The sequence below is a fragment of the Weissella sp. ESL1177 genome (assembly GCF_058107185.1).
Window position 1 is genome coordinate 612,753 of sequence record NZ_CM176591.1, and the last position, 21,996, is coordinate 634,748.

A 21,996-nucleotide genomic window follows, 5' to 3' on the forward strand; every position below is an offset into this window, starting at 1 on the left:
TTGATACACTAAACGGTACTGAACAGAGGTATTTAATTAAATAGTTTGCATATTAAGTAGCTGATTGTTTCATCAATTGTGCTACTTTTTGTTTACAATTTTGTGGGTAGAAACTACTTTTTGATAGTATGCTATGCTTGTTTTAAATTCTTATAATGAACGACATAAACGGACTTTAATAAAAATGATTACTTATCAAATCAACAATAATTATAATGTTGAATTTTTTGACGTTTCAAGCATGCGGACATAAACCAATAAACTGACTAGGATGGCAAAAGAAACGTAGAAAAAGAAGATATTTTCATGGCCAATACTCTTAGTCCATAAAGCGATATACTCGACAGTACCACCAAAGATAGCGACTGTTAAACCATAGGGTAATCCAACCCCTAGGGCTCTAATTTCAGTAGGAAACATTTCAGCTTTCACAATGGCGTTAATTGATGTGTAACCACTAACAATTAATAGACCTGCTAACATTAACAAAAAGGCCATTACTGGACTTGAAACGTATTTTAATCCGATAAAAATTGGCACCGTTAGTAACGTCCCCATAATACCGAACCAATATAGTAAAGGTTTACGGCCGATTTTATCTGAAAGTGCGCCAAATAATGGTTGAACAGCCATGAAAATTAAAAGGGCAGAAAAATTAATTGTGGTCACTGTTTGATTTGGTAACCCTAGAGTGTTAATCATATATTTTTGCATATAGGTAGTGTATGTATAAAAAGCAATCGTACCACCAAATGTTAAACCAATCACAGTTAGCACCTGACTAGGATATTGCATGAGTGTATGCAATGATCCACGAGATTGACCATTTTTTTCTTGGACGGAATTTTCGAATTGTTGTGTTTCATCCATTGATAGTCGTAGATACATCACTAAGATAGCACCCAATGCGCCAATAACGAAAGGGATACGCCATCCCCATGTTTGAAGTTGTACTTCATTTAGAAAGAATTGCAATATACCTTGAATTGCAAGTGCGGCCAGTTGACCACTAATCAAAGTAACATATTGAAAAGAAGCATAGTAACCACGGCGATTTTGGGAAGCCATTTCTGATAAATAAGTTGCTGAAATACCATATTCGCCACCTAATGAAAGACCTTGAATCATTCGTACGATAACTAGTCCAATCGGTGCCAAGATACCAATGGTTTGGTAACTTGGCATCAATGCAATAATCATTGAGCAGGTAGCCATGATAGTCACTGACAAAGATAGTGCAGCACGACGACCGCGAATATCAGCTAACTTTCCCATAATAAAACTTCCTAAGGGACGCATTAAGAAACCGACTGCAAAAACCCCAGCTGCACTTAATAGTTCTGTGGTCTGATTTGTACTTGGAAAAAAGGATGGTGCAAAATAAACCGTGAATGAGGCATAGATGTACCAGTCGAACCATTCGATCATATTACCTAAAGAACCTTTGATGATGTTAGCAGTAATTTGTCGTTGACTAAAATTTTGCATATCTGGCTCCCTTCATTTTTGTACAAATAATAGTTAAAGAAACATGTGTTATTTCATTATAAAATAGGAGGATGTTAAGTTTAATAAAATTCGTTAGGTTTTCTAACATATTGATGGATAATAGCTAATTAAATTCTCATCATTAATTAATTTTTATCGAAAATATTTTTCTAAATCGTTGATTAATTATCCAATAATAAAATTAATGACAAAAAAAGGTATAATAAAAAAGATTATATATATTATTAATCTAATAATAATTTATTATATATATTAAATATAGATATTAATTTTTATTTTAAATAGTAAGCGCTTTAAAATAAAACGTAAATAGCGAACATTAGCTCGATTTTATTGGATAAATTTCACCTTTTTATTTTACAAATCATTTTGGCAGTGATAAACTCATTAAAATCAAATGAGAAAAGGAGAAAGAATATGTCAACATTATTTCGAAAAAAGGACATTAACGAGCTAACTATGAATGCTTCCCCGTTAAAGAGAACGTTACGTATTTGGGATTTAACTTTCTTAGGAATTGGAGCAATTATCGGAACAGGTATTTTTGTTTTGACAGGTAAAGGGGCGCTTACTGCTGGACCAGCCTTGTCTATTTCATTCTTGATTGCCGCTATCTGTTGTGGTTTTGCTGGATTATGTTATGCCGAATTCGCATCAATGGCACCAGTTGCCGGTTCAGCTTACACGTATTCATATATTGCATTTGGTGAAATTATTGCTTTTATTATGGGGTGGGATTTAATTCTTGAATACGCCTTAGGTGCAGCAACAGTTTCTGTTGGTTGGTCAGGTTATTTTGTTAATTTACTTGATAATATAGGGATACATATACCGACAGCCTTAACAGCTGCTGCGGGTACGACACCCGGTGTGACCACATATTTTAATTTACCTGCCTTTGTCATTGTTTTAATTATTACTTGGGTTATTTCAATTGGTATTACACAAACTAAGCGTGTCAATGATACGATGGTTATTATTAAGTTAGCTGTTATCATTTTGTTTATTGTTTGTACGATTTGGTTCATTAAGCCTGGCAATTGGCATCCATTTAGTCCATTTGGGATGTATTCTCGTACAAATGGTGTTGCAACTGGAATTATTCCCGCTGCTTCTATCGTTTTCTTTTCTTTTATTGGTTTTGATTCCGTTTCATCAAGTGCTGAGGAAACAATTAACCCTAGTAAAACACTTCCCAGAGGAATTTTATATTCTTTGTTAATTTCTACAGTCCTTTACATTATCATGACTTTGATTATGACGGGTGTTGTGAAATATAGTGTCTTTGAAAAATATTTGAATGCACCAATTTTAGCTGTTTTAGCAAAAACAGGGCAAACTTGGTTATCAATCATTGTTAGTTTAGGTGCCATTCTTGGTATGACAACTGTTATTTTAGTCCAATTATACGGACAATCACGTATTAGTTATTCAATGTCTCGTGATGGTTTATTTCCAGAATTCTTTGGTCATGTTGATGAAAAGCATCAAACGCCATTTAAGGGAACATGGTTCTTTGGTATTATCACTGCTTTAGCAGGTGGCTTTATTAACTTAAATATTCTATCAGAATTGGTTAATATCGGAACTTTGACAGCATTTATTTTGGTATCAGCTGGTGTCATGATCATGCGTCGTACAAAGCCTGACTTGCATCGTGGCTTTAAAGCGCCTTGGGTACCAGTAACACCATTGATTGCGATTGTGTTCTGTATTGTATTGATTGCTGGTTTGAATTGGGAAACATGGGTACGTTTCTTGGTTTGGTTAGCCCTTGGAATGATTGTATATTTTAGTTATGGTAAGCGTCATGCTGATCTAAAATTCTAAAAAGGAGTATCGTTATGACCTATAAACATATCTTAGTTGGTGTAGATGGTTCTGAGCAAGCTAATCGTGCTTTTGAGGTTGCCTTTTCTTTAGCCAAAAATTTAGGGGCAGATTTACATGTTGCTTGGGTAATTAATCGAGATCGTGGTATGGATTCATCATTTGGTGTTAGCGAAGATTTTTATCAAGATTTAGCAAAACAAGCTCACGAAAAAGTTATCGAGTATTTAGATAAAGCAGCTAATAAAGATGAAGAGGTTGATGTCTATGCTGATGCCATTATCGGCAATGTCAAAACAAGTTTAGCGAAGACACTACCAGAGGAATTAGAAACTGATTTGATTGTGGTTGGTAGTACTGGTGCTAATGCAGTCGAAAAAATGTTGCAGGGATCACATACTAGTTATATTGTGGGACATGCGGGTTGTGATGTTCTAGTTGTAAAATAAAGATGATAGGTAGTTCTTTCGTCCTTTTCTATCATTATAATTTGTCAAAAATGAAAAAATCGTCAAGATAAAGCTAAACATCTTTGTCTTGACGATTTTGTATTTTACAATTCTTTGACGTTTATTGTTTTAACAAAGGTAAAACCTACGTCTGATGAATAGGTGAATTTAAGAATGCAACAATTATGGAAATTAGTGACTCGTTGTTCTATTTCTTTATATGGTAGCCATTTTTGAAGAAACATAAAACAAGCGCCACCATGACTAACTGCTAGCACACGATTATGGTCAGGTTTTTCCATAATTTTGGTTAATGTGCGATTCATTCGTTCTTGAACTTGTAAATCTGATTCACCACCAAATTGCACGAAAAAGTTACCATATGAATGGCGTTCTGAATCGGTTTGAGGATTTAGTTGTTCGCTTTGTCCTTCAAAAACGCCAAAATCCCATTCTTTTAATCCTTTAACTCTGGTATACGGTTGCGAAACAATATTTTCGAGTGTATCAGAGGCGCGTTCTTGCGTCGAAGCATAGGCATGATCAAATGTTAAATTGGTTTCCTTAAAATAGTGACCAACTTCTTTGGCGTCGTTAATGCCTTGTTCTGTTAAAGGTGAATCACTTGCACCTTGAATTCGATGTAATTGATTGAATAACGTTTGACCATGACGCATTAAATAAAGTTCTTTCATTTTAAATCACCTTTCTGTCGTACTAGTCTTTTTCATTTGACTTTAATATATCGTAGGTTAAGATGAATGTAAAATAGTAATTATTCACTTTATATAAAAGAATTATTAAATAAGATTTATTGGTCATTTGATAAAATTGTCAGACGAATACAAAACAAGGACAACAAGAGACACAACAATATCTATAAATTTATGGAGGATAACCAATGTTTGAATATAAAATTGATAACGAAATTTCTTTAGCCATACCAAGACCTAAAGTAGATGCTGAATCTATATTTAAATTGATTGATGCCAGCCGTAATGAACTAGGCACTTGGTTGTCATGGGTCAATGAGATACAAAATATCGCTGATGAAGAGAAGGCTTTAGTAAGAGATTTAGAAAAATTTGGTAAAGGGACTTCAGTTACGACGATTATCATGTTTCGAGAACAACCTGTAGGTGCAATTAGTCTTAACAGGTTTCATGATCTAAATAATAGTACGGAAATTGGTTATTGGTTAGGGACTAATTTTAATGGACATGGTATTATGCATCGTGCTGTTATTGGTATGTGTGAATTAGGTTTTAATGATTATCAAGTCAATAAAATTGAAATTCATACGGCCATAGATAACCAACAAAGCAATAACGTTGCAAAAAAGGCTGGTTTTCATTTGGACGGCACTATTCGAGCAAATGAATTATTAGCAGATGGCTATCATGATGGTTATATTTGGACATTGTTAAGAGACGAGTGGCAAGCTAAAGTACATTTACAACAATAATGAATTAACGTTTATGTCAATAATTTGAGAATAACAGTCTAATAAGGTAAGGGGGAGAATTTTGAAAATAGTATTTTTACACGGTTTAGGACAAGATAAAAATTCCTGGACTAAAGTTATAAAAAATTTAGATTCGCATATACAATTTATATCAGTGGATTTATTTGCAGATGTCCATGAAAAAACACATTTATCTTTTTCGTTACTAAATGAATGTTTAACAAAGAGACTAGCATTGGTTAATGAACCATATATTTTATGTGGACTCTCATTGGGTGGTATTTTAGCTTTGTCACAAGCGACGATGAAAAATAAATTTCTACAAGGCATCATTGTTTCTGGCGCCCAATTTGAAAGTCCAAATAAACTGTTAATTAATTTACAAAATTTAATGTTTCAATTCATGCCCAATAAAAACTTTAGCAATTTAGGAATCACCAAAAAACAAACAATTGCACTATGTCGATCGCTTAAGAAATTAAATTTAAGAACAGAGATGTCCTATATAAATCTGCCAACGTATGTTATTTGTGGCTCTGAAGATAAAGCTAATTTAAAAGCAGCAGAAGAATTAGCAACTTTGATTTCTGGTGCTGAATTACATATTATTCCAGGACAACATATTTTAAATGAAGACGAACCAATTGCTTTTGCAGGATTAATTAATGAATATCATAAGAAATATTGGGATAAATAAACGTTTAGATCTTAAAATTCACTTGATTTTAATTCCTAGTAAAATTTTAGTAACTTTATTTATAGTTGAAGACTTCTTTAACAAGATTTTATGAGACAAACTAGCTTTGAGCTAGTTTGTTTTTTATTTGTTTATGAGTAACTTACACAAAAAAGTACTGATAACTAATCTGTAAGATTAGCTATCAGTACAAAAATTGTAGAATCTCTGTTAAATTAAGGGTTTAATTATTGAATTAAAAGATCATTTGGGAAAATAAGTGATTCTTCATCTTGCAATTTTCTATCCATGATAATTAAATCTAAATTCGAAAATTGACAAAATGTATATAAACCTGTGTTGTTTAGTTTTGAAGTGTCACATAATAAAACGGTTTGTTGACTAGCTTTTTTGAGCAATTTTTTAACACTCAGTTCTTGATAGGCATGAATTGTGGGACCAGTTTTCGAAAAACCGTCACAACCAATAAAAGCATAGTCAATGTTTAATTGCGAAATAAAGCTTTCAACCCAAGGACCAACATATGAATTACTTTTTTGTCGATATTGCCCACCCGTTAAAAAAATTTGGTTATCAGAATTAGAAAGGACTTCATTAATTTGTAATGAATTGGTAAAAATCGTTAAGCCGGATTGCATAACTAATAATTTAGCTAACTGTAGCACAGTTGTACTAGCTTCCAAAAATATTGAGGAATTAGGTTTAATCATTGCTAATGCATGTTCAGCTATGATATTCTTTTCTTTTATTTTTTGTTGTTCTTTTTTGGTGAATTCATTTTCGACAAAAGGTGTTTTGGCAGTAACAAATCCATAACTTTTGGTAAGAAGTTTTTTTTCTTCTAGATTCGAAACATCTTTTCGAATAGTTTCAGTTGTCACATTATATTTATCAGCTAATTCATTTATAGAAATTTTATTATGTAATATAACTTCTTGGAGAATACTGTTTCTTCTATCATTGCTATTTTTTTTCATTAGAAACCTCTTTGATAAATTTTAACACAAATTTTGGCTTTTCGGAATGAAACAAATTAATATGATTTGTTTTTGTTGATAAAACAAAAAAGCAGTGTATAATTTGTTTTGTACCATAAAACAAACAAAAGAGGTTGGCTTATCATGGTAAAACAAATTATAAAAATTGAACCTTACTTTGAACCACGGATTTGGGGTGGTGATAGAATGTTAAAACGATACAATTATAAAACAGATGTTTATCCAGTTGGTGAGGCATATAACGTCGTTGCTTTGCCAGGTGCAGCAGATTGTAAAGTGTCGGGTACAGATATGACCTTGTCACAATTGTATAATTTAAAGCCGGATTGGTTTAAATGTGATACAAAAGAACTACCAATTAGGGTTAATTTATTAGACCCATTATCTGACTTATCTGTACAATTGCATCCGGATGATGAATATGCAATGGCTCATGATGGCTCTCGTGGAAAACCGGAAGCGTGGGTTATTCTAGATGCTCCAGAAGATGGAAAAATTGAATTTGGCCATCATGCTCGTACTAAAGAAGAATTCAGAGAGTGGACTGAGAAAAAAGAATGGGGAAAGTTGTTAAAATATTTACCAGTAAAAAAAGATCATTTTATTGATATTCCAGCAGGAACGTTGCATGCAATAGGTAGGGACGTCCTAACTTATAACATATCTAGAAACGCTGACTTAACTTATCGTCTTTTTGATTATAATCGTAAGGATAAAAATACAGGTAAAGAACGAGAATTGCACATTGATAAAGTGCAAGATAATGTACTAGTACCAGATAAGTCTCAAGGATTCGAGTGGTATGCACCTTCCTATAATGAAGGTTGTGAAGTTACTAATTACTGGGACGAACCAGGATTATATACGCTTAGTCGTGTTAAAACACAAGCGCATGGTCTATATACTTCTCCTAGATTTGCATTTGTCACGATTGTCGAAGGCCAAGGTGATATCAATGGTGTCACTGTTACTAAAGGAGAAACCGTTCTTATCCCAGATGATTTTGGTGAACTTAATTTAAATGGTCAGATGGATATGTTTTTTGCTAGTTATAAAAATTTACGAGGTTAAAAGCATACTATGAAATCAATTAAAGTTGCAATACAGGCGGCAGAAGAGTTAACCAATTGTATTTCACTGATCGATCAAAAGAATTTGGATATATTAATAGAACAAATTAAATCCGCTAATAGAATTTTTTTAGTGGGAGCGGGTAGATCATTATTGGTGATGAAAGCTTTTGCTATGAGGTTAATGCACCTAGGATTTGAGGTGTTTGTTGTTGGTGATGTTACAACACCGTCTTTTAAATTAGGTGATCTTCTCATAGTTGCTAGTGCTTCAGGTGAAACCAAATCCTTATTGATGATTATTGATAAAGTTGATAAATTACATGGTCTATCAACTATTTTTACTACTAGTAAGGATTCTAGTATATCCAAAATTGCTACGAATGTAGTGACAATACCAGCATATACAGACAAATTAATTTCAAGTCAAATTAATAAAAAAGGAATATTACCAGGAGGAAGTTTATTTGAGGAAACAGTTTTTCTATTAGCTGATTCTCTAATTGTGGCGTTGGCAAAATATAAAAATATTAATTTAGAAAAGTCCTTTGATAATCATGCAAATTTAGAATAGGTGAGATAATGAAATTACAACTAGCGATAGATAAATTGTCTTTAAAACAGGCATTAATTATTTTAGATGAATTAGTGCCGTATATTGATATCATTGAAATTGGCACGCCGTTTTTGATAGATGCGGGTAGAGAAGCTGTTAAGCAAATTAAAAATAAATTTCCAATGTTAGAAGTGCTTTGTGACGCAAAAATAATGGATGCGGGTGGTTATGAATCTAAACTAGCATTTGATGTAGGTGCTAATTATATAACTGTGTTAGGAATTACAGATAACTTAACAATTAGTGGTTGTGTTAATGAAGCACATAAGCGTGGGAAAAAAGTAGTGGCAGACATGATTTGTGTTAAAAATTTTGAAGAAAGAGTGCCTGAACTTGAAACTTTAGGGGTTGATGTTATTGCTGTTCATACGGGTGCAGACCAGCAACAAGCTGGCAGAACACCGATAGAAGATTTAAATGAATTAAAGAAATATGCCAAAAGTGTTCAAATAGCCGTTGCAGGTGGTATTAACAAACAAACAGTTATTCAATACTTGTCATTTAAACCAGATATTGTAATTATCGGAAGTGGTATTCTTGATGCTCATTCTCCGTTAAATGAGGCCAAAGCTATTGCGAAGCAAATCAATAGCAACTAGTCAATCAATATAAAAAAGTGCTCCAAACATGATAACATCAATGCTTGGAGCACTTTTTATGTGATGATAATGGGACAAGTTAAAGTTTTTCATTAGAAAGAAGGGGGATGCCTATGAATACGATGGATGGTCGTCAAAATTTAATGAAAGGAGGATTAGTCATAAATATCTGTTTATAATGCAATATCTTTAATAATATTATTTTGGAGTTTCTTTTCAACCACACGTAGTAAGATAGCCTATCTCTTTGACGAGTTAGGCAGTGTTAAAATATATTTTTAAACTAGTCATCGTTGAAGTAACCTATGTCTCGTGTTGGTAGCGAGGAGGTTATTTGTTGATTTAGGTAGTTTTATAGTAGCTTACGAACAAGGCTATTGCGGCATTACAATGGATCAGATGACGCTGATAAAGCCAAATTAGATCTTCTGTCAGAAAAGGCGAGCGTTCCAAACCACTAATTTTTCTATACCAACTAATCAATTGTTCGGTTTAATTAGTCCAAATGTGAATGAAAAGTGTTAGGGGATGTTATAATTTAGCTGATTGTTATCATGTTGATTAGTTTTGAAAATATTCCAAATTACATCATTTAATTTGAAATTTAAATTTAAAAAAATATTATCTATTTGTTTGCCACCATTTTATTAACGAAATAAAGGAGAAATAAAAATGAAAATAGCAATTATTGAGGATGATTTAGTGATTGCTCACATAATAAAAAAAGAGTTAATGGCTCAAAATTATGAAGTTGTGCTACCAGATGATTTTTCAAATATTGTTTTATTTCTACAGCAAACTAACCCACAATTAGTTTTATTAGACATTAAGCTACCTGGTAATAATGGCTATTATTGGTGTGAAAAAATACGGGAATGGTCAGAGGTGCCAATTATTTTTATTTCTTCAATTAACGAAAAATTTAATAAATTGATGGCTATACAGATGGGTGGCGATGATTTTATTAGTAAACCTATTGATTTGCAGTTAACCATTTCAAAAATTCAAGCCTTATTAAGAAGAACCTACGAATTTGATACACCTATGAAAACAATCAAGGATTATAGGGATGTTTCCCTAAATGTTGGTAAGGCTATGATAACATACCAACAAAAATCTATTAGTTTAACCCATACGGAACTGCAGATTATGACATATCTTTTTGACAAAAAAGGTAATTATGCTGCACGTAATGATATTCTAGATTTTTGTTGGCAAAATAATCAGTTTATTGATGATAATACACTAACTGTCAATGTCACTCGGATACGAAAAAAATTGAAAACAATTGGGTTGGACAATTTGATAAAAACAAAAAAGAAATTAGGTTATTGTTTAATATGAGGTATCGTATGGGCAAAAAATTTTTGAAATCGGCTAGTATTGTGACCTGTTTGCTTGGAATACCTTTGGGGATATTCGCTTTATTATTCTATTTATTCAATTTAGATTGGTCCATTTTTCGTGCAGGTTTTTTATTTGTTCTTTTAATATACATTGTTGCTTTGGCATATTTATCTTTTCATACAGTACATACGGAGAACCTAAACCAACAAATCACTCTTTTACAAGAACAACTTGAAAATTTAAAGAAATCAACGACGCAACAATCACAGAATCAAGAAGATTATTTTTTGATGTGGGTACACCAAATTAAATCTCCAGTGACAGCAAGTGAATTATTATTATCGCAAATGCATAAAGATAAAATGACCATACATTTACAAGAAGAAATATTAAAAATTGATCATTATACCAATATGGTTTTGAATTATTTAAAAATCACTAATCCTGATACAGATATGTTATTTGATCATATTTCAATTGATCAATTGATACAACCGTTGTTGAGAAAATATCGTCTTGAATTTATACATTATCATATTACTTTACATTATCAAAAATCGACAGCAATAGTACTAACTGAAGCAAACTTAACGTCATTGATGATTGAACAATTATTAACAAATGCGATTAAGTATGCTCATAACAAGGATATTTGGATAACATATCAAGAACCAAGCAATCAACTGATAATTAAAGACTCAGGTATTGGCATAGAAGCATCAGATTTGCCACGGATTTTTGACAAAGGATATATGGGACTTAATGGGCAACTTAATGAACAATCAAGTGGTATTGGTTTATTTCTAGTTAAAAAAATTTCCGAACGTTTATCGCAGCCTATTGTCGTTAAATCTGTTAGGGGAAAGGGAACATGTTTTAAACTGACTTTACATTAAGTTATAACTTACAATACTGACATATAAATTAAATTTTGTAAGCTTAGATAAAGGCAATGTGCTAGCAAATTCAGTATGCTTAATCCATAAACTTGTAAGGGAAGTGAGAATAATGCTACTGGATATTAAAAATGTTAAAAAAATTTATCAGAACAAAGGTGTTCGTGTGGAGGCACTTCATAAAGTGACCTTTGGTGTAGACAAAGGTGAATTTGTTGCGATTATGGGAGAATCTGGGTCGGGTAAAACAACATTATTAAATATGATTGCGACTTTTGACATTCCTAGCGAAGGACAAATTAGCCTAGATGGTCGTGATTTAACAAAAATAAAATCAAAAGACTTAGCTAAGTTTCGACGTGATGAACTTGGTTTCGTTTTTCAAGATTTTAATGTTTTAAATACGTTTAGCAACAAAGATAATATTTTATTACCACAAGTTTTATCAAATCAAAAACCTAAAGATATGATAAATCGCGTTAATAACTTGGCTAGTACGTTGAATATTCAAACAATATTAGAGAAATATCCATATGAAATTTCTGGTGGTCAAAAACAAAGAGTGGCAATAGCTCGTGCATTGATAAATCAACCTAAAATACTATTAGCTGACGAGCCAACTGGTGCACTTGATTCAAAATCATCTGATCAAATTTTGAAGTTGTTTAAAAAATTAAATGAAATGCGTCATACCATTTTAATGGTGACACATTCTGCTCAGGCTGCCGCAGCAGCAAGCAGGGTACTTTTTATAAAAGATGGTATTGTTTTTCATGAGATTTATAAAGGAACGAATAATGATTTAGATTTTCAAGATAAAATTGCATCAAGCTTATCAATGATGAGTAGACTGGAGAATAATGATGAAATATAGCATTCTAAGTCGCTTATCTTTTAAAAGTATTTTAAATTGGAAAAATATTTATGTGCCGTATATTTTGGCAGTTGGTTTTCTGTTTTCGTTAGAATATATTTTACTATCATTAATAAAAAATGATTATGTACGAAACAATGGTGATTATTTATTAAATTTGTTAAGCATGACATTATTTTTTATTACTATACTGAATATTATCATTGCATTATATGGTAGTCGGTTCGTAAGTAAAGTTCGACGGCAGGAATTTGGCTTATATACTATCTTGGGACTAGAAAATAAACATATTAGATATATGTTTTTTATTGAATATTTCTCTTGTTGGCTAGTTACTAGTTTAATCAGTATTTCTTTTGGATTTTGCCTAGGAAAGTTTTTATTTATTATTCTTAATAGAATGATGCATGATACTGGGGCAACCTTTATGAATTATTCATTTGACCTTGCTACAGCCGTTGGAACATCTGGTATTTTATTAGCAATTTTCATCATGATTTTTCTTTTAGATAACTATAGGCTAGTTAAATATCAACCAACTGAATTATTATCATTAGCAAAGTCTGGGGAACGTGAACTTAAAATTCGGCCAGTGATGACATTGTTGGGTATCATTACTCTGATATTAGGCTACTATATTGCTGTAACATCAGAAGGTGTTATACAATCAATTATTAAAATTTTCATCGCTATTTTGTTAGTGGTTATAGGAACTTATTGCTTATTTACTACTGGATCAATTGCCTTATTAAAAATGTTGAAGAAAAGGGATGGTTATTATTACAAAGCTCATCATTTTTTGAACATTTCGGGTATGCTGTATCGTATGAAGTCAAATGCGGTTAGTTTGGCAACAATTGCAATATTATGTTCTGGCATTATATTGACATTAAGTGCAACGGTTACTTTATATTTGGGTATGCAATCACAAATTAATAGTGCCATGCCACGTCAATACGAATTAGCACCCAGTAAACTTGGTAACGAGAGCCATCGACAAACTGTGCAAAGTTTGAACACAGGGTTAAAGCAAATTAAACAGACTAAAAAAGTTACGCATAGCTTTTTGTTGACGCAATTAAATGTACCTGCTTCACTAACTAAAAATCATGAAATTATTAATTTGAAGAAAAGTCCAACGACGGATAATGGTAGACCTATTTATATACTAGTACAAACAGTTACTGACTTTAATAAACTTGTAAATAAACATTACAAATTAAATGATAAAACTGTAATGATTGGCTCAAATCTTATTGATGTGTCTGATTATCAACATATAAAATTTGCTGATAAACGATATCAAGTGAAACAGGTTAATACATCATCATTGACGGGAAATTATGGTATTGAAGTTATTAGTATTATTGTGCCAAATAAACAAGCTTTGTTAAAAGCACAAAATCAATATCAAGTCTATGATCAAGAATCAAATAAAATGGTTAAAACACCGTTAGATAGTAATTTATATTTTGACTTAGCTAATGGGCAAAAGGTAACTAATCATGAAATAAAAGAATTTCAAATAAATCATAGTCAAATTATTACAACAAAATATTCTGTACAACAGGAAGAGTACCATTTATATGGTGGTTTGTTGTTCATAGGCATGTTGGTAAGTTTAGTATTATTTATCATTACCGTATTGATGATATATTTCAAACAAATTAGTGAAGGTTATTCGGACAGGAATAATTATCAAATTATGCAACAAGTGGGAATACCTGATCAATTAATTAGAAGGACAATTCGCTCACAAATTATTTGGCTGTTCGGCTTGCCACTAGTTGTTGGGTTGATTCATGTATTATTTGCAACAAATATAATGAGTCAACTGATGGGAATGGTTGGCATTACAAATATGCATCTTTATTTCGTCAGTTACTTCATCGTTGGGATAATGTTCACTATATTGTATTTGATTATTTATTGGATGACATCTTCAAAATACTATCATTTAGTGAAGTAATTAGTTAATGATAAATTTCAATTAAAGATTGCTAACTTAGTATACTAATTTAACGCTATCATTCTGACAACAAGAGCGATAGCGTTTTTTTAGATGGCCTTACACTTTTGTAAGTAGTATTTTATCATGCTTTGTTTTACGCTTAAATTAAGAAAATGACATAAATCAGTTTTGGGTGGGGGTAGTATTGTGTCAGAAAATGAAAATTTTATATTAGAAACCAAAAATTTAACTAAAAGCTATGGTGAACAAACCAGTGTGGATAATTTAAATATTCACTTAAGGAAGGGTAGAATTTACGGATTATTGGGGAAAAATGGTGCTGGTAAAAGTACAACAATGAAAATTATTTTAGGTTTAGTAAAAGCCAGTGCCGGCTCAGTGAACCTTTTTTCACAGAATATGCAGGCAGCTTCTAAAAAAGAAGCCATAAACGTTTATTCTAAAATTGGTAATACCATTGAATCGCCAGGATTTTATCCAAATCTAACTGGTACGGAAAATTTGCGAATATTTGCACGACTCCGAGGAACTTCTGAACGAACAATAGCTGAGGTCTTAAAACAATTGTCGTTGCCATATAAAGACAAAAAATTGTTTTCAGAGTACTCGTTAGGTATGAAGCAACGATTAGCGATTGCTAACGCCTTATTGAATAAACCAGAACTGTTAATTTTGGATGAACCGACAAATGGATTAGATCCAGATGGGATAATCGAAATTCGAAATTTATTATTGCATCTGAGCCATGATGAACAGATAACTATCTTAATTTCAAGTCATATATTGTCTGAAATACAACTTATTGCAGACGATATTGGTATTATTTCCGATGGCAAATTATTAGTTGAGTCGCCCTTGAATCAATTAATGAATAAAAACAGTCAAACATTCATTCTTGAATTATCAGATGCAACAAAAGCAGTTGATTTGATAAAACATAAATTTTCACTGCAAAACATTTTAATTGAAAAAGATGTGTTGAAAATTAAAGCAAAGGTCACCCACCCAGAAAAAATAATTGCATTGTTAGTGCAATATGGCATTGATGTACGGGCGGCTTATAGACAGAACGGTAATCTAGAAAGTTATTTTGAATCACTCACTGGGGGTGATAAAAATGATTAGTTTAGTTATGAGTGAAATGGCAAAGTTAAAGCGTAATCATATCGTGATGTTTACGCTTGTAGCAGCGTTTATTTTTCCAGTATTATTATCAATTTTGGCAAGTCACACAGGTATGTCATTTGAAAAGCTTAGAATGTTTATTTTCATTTTTAGTTTTTATGTTTTATTACCCATTTTTAGTAGTCTGGTTTTGGCAACGCTAATTTTTGAAGAACGTGATAACCAAACATTAAAAAATATTTTATCGATTCCTGTACCACGAGGGAGCTTGTTAGGAGCTAAAATGTGTCTGATATTACTGATCGGTATTATCTATGCCATGATATCACTAATCCTGCCAGTAGGGATGGCAGTTATTAATAACGATATTAGCTTGTTGCAAGTATTGAAAACTTTTGGCTTGGGTATAATGATCAGCTTGATGGTTGTTTTGGGGAATTCTCCTATGCTATTAGTGGTGCTTAAACTAAGTAAAAATTATTTAATGACATTTATTATCAGCTTATTTTATACCATCATAAGTTTTATCTTTTCATTACAGTACATGAGTATTCCGCTACCTTTGTCTGTTGTCATGAAATGGTCATTACCCCATATATCAACAGGACCTCAAGACGTTACACGATTTTTCTTTTCTACGTCATCATGTGTTGGTATTTTGTTGGTTGTCACAATTATTTCGTGCTGGTCTGCCTTTGCCGTCTTTAGACACGAGGAGGTGTAGCGTAAGATGATAGGGTTACTTATTAATGAAGCAAAAAAAATAAAAAGAAATGATGTATTACTTATTTTTCTACTAGTGTGGTTATTTACAGATATATTAGCAGCGTTTCAATTATATAGTGGGCAAGAGAAAGGCCAATATACCTATACAGATTTTACAAACACGATTATCTGGGATAGTTTTAGCATGATTTTACCAGCAATGATTTTGGTGTTTAGTAACTACTTAATTAACTTAGAATCGTTATCAGGGGCATTAAAAAATAATCTTACAATTCCTGTATCTATTACAAAGCTCTACACTTGCAAGGTACTTATGGTTGGTATTGTTAATTTTTTGTTTGCCATTTTAAACGCGTTATTATCGTATAGCATCTTTAATTTTTTACCACATGCTACTCAACCGTGGTCACAAATTTTTTGGTCTATGATGCAGGTTATTGGCACTAGTGTAGGGGTCTATATTGCAGTATTGCCTTTAATCCTGCTTTTCTTAACGCAAACAAATTCGTATACCAATGTTATTTTAGGATTTGTTTACGGATTTGTCGGTATCTTTGTCGCAGGGCAGAACTGGCAAGATTATTATCCTATCACTGCATTTTTAAAAATTGTTCGGTATGATAATGGTTCATTAATCTATCAGGGTAATGTTAGTTATGTAACAGTTATTATGTGCTTATTAATAACTGTCTTGATTGGTTTTATTCAAAAATATCGATTAGAAAAAATGGATGTTAACTAAACAATTATTCTCTATTATATATACACAAGGTGTTCATTATGTAGAAAAAAGTGTGAGTTAACAACATTATGAATCAATGTTGATTACGTTTGTAGAACGTAAGATTGGTGATTGCGCTGTACGATTTCAAATTAATTTTAAATCAGTTATTTTTAAAATAATATAAACGCTTTGCTTACAGCATAGCGTTTTTTGCTACGATGATGTCAATTTTGGAGATTGGTGAAAGAAATTCAACCAATTACGCATCGTGTGATCCAAAGAGCTGATTGTAATATTTTGAATATCATTGAAGAACAAATGTATCAAGTCAAGTAATGATAAATATTCTAGATTAATGTTTTACATGAATGGATTAACAAACAATAACTCATAGGTTCAGTTGTCCAGTAGAATAAATGGTTGCATGACCTGCTAAGTTGACAGTGTCCCCATGATATTCACAATACAATTTTCCTGTTCGTTCGGAGGCCTGAAAAGCAACGATATTATTTTTTCCAAGTTTTTTAGCCCAATAAGGAATAATGTGGCAATGACCACTGCCACACACTGGATCCTCCAATACATTAAGTTTAGGTGCAAATGAACGAGAAACAGAGTCATATTCTATACCATGAGCAGTGACATTTTGAAGTAACCCATCTAATTTTTTTAATTTTTCAAAATTTGGTTGCATATTTCGAACTTGCTCTTCATTAGAGAAAACTGCTAACAAGTCACGTCCCAAGTAATCTTCAATGGGCTTTATTCCAAAAGCATCAGTCATTGTATTAGTTAGTAGAAATAGTAAATGATAAAATGGGTGTTGTTTTAAACGCAATAATAACAACTATTTATTAATACAAATAGGTAGAAGGTTGTTTTCAGTATGGGGTTGTATGAATAAGAAGGAGTTAAGGGAACAAAGAAAATTATTCATTCTGATCAAGGCTGGCATTATCAACTCAAAGATTATCAGCAAAGTTAAAGACTATGCACGTTATTCCCAGCATGTCATATACGTGTCATATAAAGGAAATTGTTTGGACAATGAGCCTATTGAAAGCTTTTTTAATCTGTTAAAACGGGAAAGTCTTAACCAACAACATATTAAAAATATCGCAGAATTGCGCGTTATTGTCGATAAGCGTATTTCATTGAAAACAAAAGGCCTGTCTCCGGTTGCATATCGGAAACAGGCCTTAGGTAATTAAGAGATTTATTTAAATGTTTAAATGTCTAACTTTTTGTGGCACTTCAAGCAGCTTAGTGGGGTTTTTAGTGTGCAAATAAATAAGAACATTAATTAGATAAAAATTAGATAAAGTCGTTTAATAGTTTAAGTATATTTTTATCATAAAAAGCACACGATCATAACAAAAAATCACAAAATATTATTGAAATGTTAAAAGCCATGAAATTTGGCTATAAATAACGTTAAAAGGGCGTAAAAACCGCAAATATGCTAGTCGTTTCATAAAATATTTGAAGTATTACGTTTATATTTAAGGCAACAAGAGGCATAGAGTACCTGATACATAAGAATTTAAAAATCTTGTTGCCAGTTAAAAATCTGGAACATTTAATGTTTTAAAAACATACTGATCTTTCAGAATATGAAATTTTCCGAGAGATTTTTTATATGTTTTTTGGTACCGTAAGATAAATTTGCCTTTGGACTGTTTACTGATATAATTTAGATAGACATCTAATTAGAAACTTTTCGAAATAGTTAAAATAGGTAAAGGAAATTATATGAGTTTTGAAAATAGTTTTAAAGCTTTAGCTGATCCAGCAAGAAGAGAAATTTTACAATTATTAAAGCATGGTAAATTATCTGCTGGGGAAATTGCAGGACACTTTACCATGACTAATGCAACCATTTCATATCATCTCAAAGTCCTAAAAAAAGCAGACTTAATCTGGGAAGAACATGACAAAAATTTCATATATTATGACTTAAATACGACTTTGTTAGACGAATTAATGCGTTGGCTGTTTGATCTGAAAGGAGATTGATTTGATGAGCCATCTTAATTTAAAAAAAACAATGATTATCACAACAATACTTTTACTAGTTCCAATCTTAATTGGCTTATTACTTTGGCAGGAATTACCCAATTCAATTGCTACACATTTTAATGAACGCAATCAACCAAATGGCTGGAGTAGCAAACCTTTTACGGTTTTTATACTACCTTTAATTATGATTGGTGTTCAATGGTTAGTATTTTTGGGCACGTACTTTGATCCAAAAAAGAAATATATTAGCCCTGTATTCTTTAAAATAATTCTGTGGTTGTTGCCTATAATTAATTTAATTGTGATGGCAATAACTTATGCTATTGCCTTAGGATATACCATCAACGTTGTAACAATTGTGAATATTTTAGTGGGTATATTATTTATCGTGATTGGAAACTATTTGCATAAGGTTAAACAAAATTATACCGTTGGCATTCGAATTTCTTGGACACTGAATAGTGCAGAAAATTGGGACAAAACCAATCGTGTTGCTGCTTGGTTAATGATGCTTGGTGGATTGGTCTTTATTATTAATGGCTACTTCATACAAACCTGGATAATGATTGGAACTGTAATTCTAATTGTTGTTGTGCCAGTTATTTATTCATTTATTTTATTTAAAAAAGGGATTTAAGTTTGTTTACAGAAATAATTTACATAAGTCATAATTAGACAACAAAAAATAAGCCTTTGATTGGACGTGTGCACTGCTAAGTCAAAGACCTATTTTTTGTTGTCTAAATAACATGCTGTAGCCCTAGAAGAAACTGCTAAGAATATTGTTAGTAAGGTTATTACTTTCCTAATCTTACTAACAGATGATGGCATCAGGTAACCAAATGTTGCACGCTTCAGACACTAAGCAAGTTATGATTGCTTTAGCAAGTATTGTCGGTATTCTTTACTTAGGATTAAGGGGGTGACTTGTGGATTTGTCCAAACCATTACGGATGCCGGTGGGGGCTTTACTTGGCAATGACCATTCTAATTCATTAATCAGTAGTTGAAAGGAGATTAACTAGATGAAGTTGGCTTAAACACTCGACAAAACTAAAAAGAAACAAGCGTTAGTTTATCAGACACAAATTATCAATGAAACGGGTGATGATTTAGCATAAACATTGCTGAACATGCAGTTGAGTGAGTTAAAAACACTGCGTTTATGCAACAAGCCGTAGATAAAGAAGTCGTCGATAGTTATTACGAAAATAAAATCTAACTTAGAATGGTGCCATACGTGCCAAATGATATTTTCCCAAAGGCACGCGTTTTAGTGATATTGGTCAACAGCGCTTGGGGGCGCGTGGATCAGGTGTTTTAATGAAATCAATAGTAAGACGTTAACGCATCAGCTAATAAACAACAGAAATCACCAGCAGAATAGAATATTTGTTTAAACATACAACTAAACATTTACGCCAACGAGAATAACGTACGAGTCCATATGGCTGCTAGCTAGAGTGGCTAAAACAGCAATAAGATTAATTAATCTTATTAGGTAGGTTTAAATACCACCTGATTATTGTGTTTAAAAATGGATTAAAAAGCTTATTAGCTCATTCATTAACTCATTAAGAGAAAAAATACAAATAAAGGCTCAAATAAAGGCTCAAAAAATGTTGCAAAACGACTTTTGTTAGAAAAATGTAAAAGATGCCAGTAAAACTGGTGTGATACTGGTACAGTACATAGAAAAGATGTAAAATAAATCATTACTTCGTCAAATACTTGACAGTGCCTTTTCTTGTTTAACTTTCGATAATATATATTATGTAAACTAATATAAATAAAAATATTAACATCAATAATAAGACATCAAAATGCTAAGCAAGTTATGCCCCCTCCTTTTACTGCTTGACTACCCATTTTTAATGTATTTCGTTTTTAAAAGGTATTCGTCTGATCATTACTAGCATGACAATGACTGCAATTAACAAATATATAGGTAAAATTGACATTGATACATATCGACTAATTAACCCAAATAATGGCGGCATTAATGTTGTCCCTAAGTAACTGATGGCCATTTGAAAACCCATGATACTTTGCGATTTGCTGCGACCAAAGTTTGTTGGCGTGGCATGTATTAATGATGGGAAAATTGGTGCACAACCAAAGCCAATTAATACCAAACTTAAAAAAGCACAATATTTATTTGGTATGAAAAGTATAATTATACCGAATAAAGTCAAATAACAACCCAATTTTATCAATTTTTGATCGGATAATTTATTAGAAATAACGCCACTTATCAATCGCCCAAGTGTAATACCAATATAAAATAACGAAGCTAAAGTTGCCGCTATGTCGAGGCTGGCACCACGACTATTCACAAAAAATGAACTTGCCCATAAGCCACTGGTTTGTTCTATAGTCGCATAAGCAAAAAAAGTGATTAATGCTGGCATAACGCCAGCTGTCTTCCAAATAGGTATTTGGTCAGAATCAGTTATAGGTATTTGGTCAGAATCAGTTAAGCTTGCTAGTTCATCGATGACCGCAGTTTGATCATCGTTTGACACGATATTAGTTTGCCAACGTGGTACGCTGATTAATAAAATGAACGTTAAAATAAGTTGGAAAATGCCAATGATTTGATAACCTAAATGCCAATTGTTTTGATTTGTTAGTGCGAACCCCATAATATAAGGGCTAATTGAAGCTCCAATTCCCCAAAATGCGTGTAACCAATTCATGTGACGGGTGGCATAGTGAACGGCAACGTAATTATTTAACGCTGCATCCACTGCTCCCGCTCCTAAACCATATGGTACAGCCCAGAGACAGATCGTTAAGAATGAATTTGAAGAAGAAAAGCCAAGTAAAGCAACTGCAGTTAACAATACGCTGATTGCGGTAATTAAACCGGTGCTAAATTTTTTCGTTAAATAACCGGTGGATAAACTGGAAATAATTGTTCCCACTGAAATTGTCATTGTAATAATTCCGGCATAAGACGTAGGTACGTTTAAATCATTATGCATCAATGGCCAAGCTGAGCCAATTAAGGAATCCGGTAATCCCAAGCTAATAAAAGCGATATAAATCAAAGTTAGTAAACCAGCGTACATAAATCC

At 32.3% G+C, this 21,996-nt stretch carries 22 protein-coding genes; 17 read left to right on the plus strand and 5 right to left on the minus strand.

Going from position 1 to position 21,996, the window contains the following annotated elements; translation table 11 throughout:
• Positions 1 to 210: 210 nt before the first annotated feature.
• On the minus strand, positions 211 to 1,488 hold the full coding sequence (locus tag AC3B5D_RS02915; protein WP_489839594.1) for an MFS transporter: 1,278 nt from the start codon (positions 1,486 to 1,488) through the stop codon (positions 211 to 213).
• Positions 1,489 to 1,926: 438 nt separating this feature from the next.
• Between AC3B5D_RS02915 and AC3B5D_RS02920 the strand changes: the two genes are divergently transcribed.
• Both AC3B5D_RS02920 and AC3B5D_RS02925 read left to right on the plus strand, forming a co-directional pair.
• Complete coding sequence (locus AC3B5D_RS02920) at positions 1,927 to 3,339, plus strand: amino acid permease (RefSeq protein WP_489839593.1); 1,413 nt, start codon at positions 1,927 to 1,929, stop codon at positions 3,337 to 3,339.
• A 14-nt stretch (positions 3,340 to 3,353) separates the two neighbouring features.
• Positions 3,354 to 3,788 carry a universal stress protein gene (locus AC3B5D_RS02925; protein WP_489839592.1) on the plus strand — a complete coding sequence of 145 codons (435 nt, stop codon included), beginning with the start codon at positions 3,354 to 3,356 and terminating at the stop codon, positions 3,786 to 3,788.
• Between the two features lie 104 nt (positions 3,789 to 3,892).
• Here the strand turns inward: AC3B5D_RS02925 and AC3B5D_RS02930 are convergent, their stop codons facing one another.
• Positions 3,893 to 4,483, minus strand: a complete 591-nt coding sequence (locus AC3B5D_RS02930; protein ID WP_489839591.1) for a histidine phosphatase family protein — start codon at positions 4,481 to 4,483, stop codon at positions 3,893 to 3,895.
• A gap of 206 nt (positions 4,484 to 4,689) precedes the next feature.
• Here AC3B5D_RS02930 and AC3B5D_RS02935 point away from each other — a divergent pair, with 206 nt between their 5' ends.
• Positions 4,690 to 5,253: a GNAT family N-acetyltransferase gene (locus tag AC3B5D_RS02935; protein ID WP_489839590.1), complete on the plus strand. Its 564-nt coding sequence runs from the start codon at positions 4,690 to 4,692 to the stop codon at positions 5,251 to 5,253.
• Between the two features lie 61 nt (positions 5,254 to 5,314).
• Positions 5,315 to 5,950 (plus strand): alpha/beta fold hydrolase, encoded by a 636-nt coding sequence (locus AC3B5D_RS02940; RefSeq protein ID WP_489839589.1) that lies wholly within the window; start codon positions 5,315 to 5,317, stop codon positions 5,948 to 5,950.
• A 227-nt stretch (positions 5,951 to 6,177) separates the two neighbouring features.
• Here the strand turns inward: AC3B5D_RS02940 and AC3B5D_RS02945 are convergent, their stop codons facing one another.
• Positions 6,178 to 6,927, minus strand: a complete 750-nt coding sequence (locus AC3B5D_RS02945) for a DeoR/GlpR family DNA-binding transcription regulator (protein WP_489839588.1) — start codon at positions 6,925 to 6,927, stop codon at positions 6,178 to 6,180.
• Positions 6,928 to 7,071: 144 nt separating this feature from the next.
• Here AC3B5D_RS02945 and AC3B5D_RS02950 point away from each other — a divergent pair, with 144 nt between their 5' ends.
• The 10 genes from AC3B5D_RS02950 (at position 7,072) to AC3B5D_RS02995 (ending at position 16,915) form a co-directional block, all read left to right on the plus strand.
• Positions 7,072 to 8,019: a class I mannose-6-phosphate isomerase gene (locus AC3B5D_RS02950; RefSeq protein WP_489839587.1), complete on the plus strand. Its 948-nt coding sequence runs from the start codon at positions 7,072 to 7,074 to the stop codon at positions 8,017 to 8,019.
• 9 nt (positions 8,020 to 8,028) lie between these two features.
• Entirely contained in the window at positions 8,029 to 8,592 is a 564-nt protein-coding gene (gene hxlB / locus AC3B5D_RS02955; protein ID WP_489839586.1) for a 6-phospho-3-hexuloisomerase, read from the plus strand.
• An 8-nt stretch (positions 8,593 to 8,600) separates the two neighbouring features.
• On the plus strand, positions 8,601 to 9,233 hold the full coding sequence (hxlA, locus tag AC3B5D_RS02960; protein ID WP_489839585.1) for a 3-hexulose-6-phosphate synthase: 633 nt from the start codon (positions 8,601 to 8,603) through the stop codon (positions 9,231 to 9,233).
• 672 nt (positions 9,234 to 9,905) lie between these two features.
• Entirely contained in the window at positions 9,906 to 10,577 is a 672-nt protein-coding gene (locus tag AC3B5D_RS02965; protein WP_489839584.1) for a response regulator transcription factor, read from the plus strand.
• Positions 10,578 to 10,585: 8 nt separating this feature from the next.
• On the plus strand, positions 10,586 to 11,476 hold the full coding sequence (locus tag AC3B5D_RS02970; protein WP_489839583.1) for a sensor histidine kinase: 891 nt from the start codon (positions 10,586 to 10,588) through the stop codon (positions 11,474 to 11,476).
• A gap of 109 nt (positions 11,477 to 11,585) precedes the next feature.
• The gene (locus tag AC3B5D_RS02975; protein ID WP_489840587.1) at positions 11,586 to 12,350 is read left to right on the plus strand and encodes an ABC transporter ATP-binding protein; all 765 of its coding nucleotides are present in this window, start codon (positions 11,586 to 11,588) and stop codon (positions 12,348 to 12,350) included.
• Positions 12,340 to 14,319, plus strand: a complete 1,980-nt coding sequence (locus AC3B5D_RS02980; RefSeq protein WP_489839582.1) for an FtsX-like permease family protein — start codon at positions 12,340 to 12,342, stop codon at positions 14,317 to 14,319. The genes AC3B5D_RS02975 and AC3B5D_RS02980 overlap by 11 nt, the downstream gene beginning before the upstream one ends.
• Before the next feature lie 189 nt (positions 14,320 to 14,508).
• A complete protein-coding gene (locus AC3B5D_RS02985) occupies positions 14,509 to 15,447 on the plus strand; it encodes an ABC transporter ATP-binding protein (RefSeq protein ID WP_489839581.1) in 939 nt (312 codons plus the stop codon).
• Complete coding sequence (locus AC3B5D_RS02990) at positions 15,440 to 16,171, plus strand: ABC transporter permease (RefSeq protein ID WP_489839580.1); 732 nt, start codon at positions 15,440 to 15,442, stop codon at positions 16,169 to 16,171. Before AC3B5D_RS02985 ends, AC3B5D_RS02990 begins: the two co-directional genes overlap by 8 nt.
• Before the next feature lie 6 nt (positions 16,172 to 16,177).
• Positions 16,178 to 16,915 (plus strand): ABC transporter permease, encoded by a 738-nt coding sequence (locus AC3B5D_RS02995; RefSeq protein WP_489839579.1) that lies wholly within the window; start codon positions 16,178 to 16,180, stop codon positions 16,913 to 16,915.
• A gap of 370 nt (positions 16,916 to 17,285) precedes the next feature.
• On the opposite strand, the gene AC3B5D_RS03000 is transcribed toward AC3B5D_RS02995, so the two are convergent.
• A complete protein-coding gene (locus AC3B5D_RS03000; RefSeq protein WP_489839578.1) occupies positions 17,286 to 17,735 on the minus strand; it encodes a PhzF family phenazine biosynthesis protein in 450 nt (149 codons plus the stop codon).
• Positions 17,736 to 17,793: 58 nt separating this feature from the next.
• Here AC3B5D_RS03000 and AC3B5D_RS03005 point away from each other — a divergent pair, with 58 nt between their 5' ends.
• From AC3B5D_RS03005 to AC3B5D_RS03015, 3 genes are all read left to right on the plus strand, one after another.
• Entirely contained in the window at positions 17,794 to 18,108 is a 315-nt protein-coding gene (locus AC3B5D_RS03005; protein ID WP_489839577.1) for an IS3 family transposase, read from the plus strand.
• Positions 18,109 to 18,649: 541 nt separating this feature from the next.
• Entirely contained in the window at positions 18,650 to 18,913 is a 264-nt protein-coding gene (locus AC3B5D_RS03010; protein WP_489839576.1) for an autorepressor SdpR family transcription factor, read from the plus strand.
• A 4-nt stretch (positions 18,914 to 18,917) separates the two neighbouring features.
• A complete protein-coding gene (locus AC3B5D_RS03015) occupies positions 18,918 to 19,553 on the plus strand; it encodes an SdpI family protein (protein ID WP_489839575.1) in 636 nt (211 codons plus the stop codon).
• A 1,234-nt stretch (positions 19,554 to 20,787) separates the two neighbouring features.
• On the opposite strand, the gene AC3B5D_RS03020 is transcribed toward AC3B5D_RS03015, so the two are convergent.
• Positions 20,788 to 21,990 (minus strand): MFS transporter, encoded by a 1,203-nt coding sequence (locus AC3B5D_RS03020; protein WP_489839574.1) that lies wholly within the window; start codon positions 21,988 to 21,990, stop codon positions 20,788 to 20,790.
• Positions 21,991 to 21,996 lie beyond the last annotated feature (6 nt).

Coding starts and splice junctions, on each gene's coding strand:
- AC3B5D_RS02915 (WP_489839594.1), bottom strand. CDS start 1,488: ATGCAAAATTTTAGTCAACGACAAATTACTGCTAACATCATCAAAGGT.
- AC3B5D_RS02920 (WP_489839593.1), top strand. CDS start 1,927: ATGTCAACATTATTTCGAAAAAAGGACATTAACGAGCTAACTATGAAT.
- AC3B5D_RS02925 (WP_489839592.1), top strand. CDS start 3,354: ATGACCTATAAACATATCTTAGTTGGTGTAGATGGTTCTGAGCAAGCT.
- AC3B5D_RS02930 (WP_489839591.1), bottom strand. CDS start 4,483: ATGAAAGAACTTTATTTAATGCGTCATGGTCAAACGTTATTCAATCAA.
- AC3B5D_RS02935 (WP_489839590.1), top strand. CDS start 4,690: ATGTTTGAATATAAAATTGATAACGAAATTTCTTTAGCCATACCAAGA.
- AC3B5D_RS02945 (WP_489839588.1), bottom strand. CDS start 6,927: ATGAAAAAAAATAGCAATGATAGAAGAAACAGTATTCTCCAAGAAGTT.
- AC3B5D_RS02950 (WP_489839587.1), top strand. CDS start 7,072: ATGGTAAAACAAATTATAAAAATTGAACCTTACTTTGAACCACGGATT.
- hxlB (WP_489839586.1), top strand. CDS start 8,029: ATGAAATCAATTAAAGTTGCAATACAGGCGGCAGAAGAGTTAACCAAT.
- hxlA (WP_489839585.1), top strand. CDS start 8,601: ATGAAATTACAACTAGCGATAGATAAATTGTCTTTAAAACAGGCATTA.
- AC3B5D_RS02965 (WP_489839584.1), top strand. CDS start 9,906: ATGAAAATAGCAATTATTGAGGATGATTTAGTGATTGCTCACATAATA.
- AC3B5D_RS02970 (WP_489839583.1), top strand. CDS start 10,586: ATGGGCAAAAAATTTTTGAAATCGGCTAGTATTGTGACCTGTTTGCTT.
- AC3B5D_RS02980 (WP_489839582.1), top strand. CDS start 12,340: ATGAAATATAGCATTCTAAGTCGCTTATCTTTTAAAAGTATTTTAAAT.
- AC3B5D_RS02990 (WP_489839580.1), top strand. CDS start 15,440: ATGATTAGTTTAGTTATGAGTGAAATGGCAAAGTTAAAGCGTAATCAT.
- AC3B5D_RS02995 (WP_489839579.1), top strand. CDS start 16,178: ATGATAGGGTTACTTATTAATGAAGCAAAAAAAATAAAAAGAAATGAT.
- AC3B5D_RS03005 (WP_489839577.1), top strand. CDS start 17,794: ATGAATAAGAAGGAGTTAAGGGAACAAAGAAAATTATTCATTCTGATC.
- AC3B5D_RS03010 (WP_489839576.1), top strand. CDS start 18,650: ATGAGTTTTGAAAATAGTTTTAAAGCTTTAGCTGATCCAGCAAGAAGA.
- AC3B5D_RS03015 (WP_489839575.1), top strand. CDS start 18,918: ATGAGCCATCTTAATTTAAAAAAAACAATGATTATCACAACAATACTT.
- AC3B5D_RS03020 (WP_489839574.1), bottom strand. CDS start 21,990: ATGTACGCTGGTTTACTAACTTTGATTTATATCGCTTTTATTAGCTTG.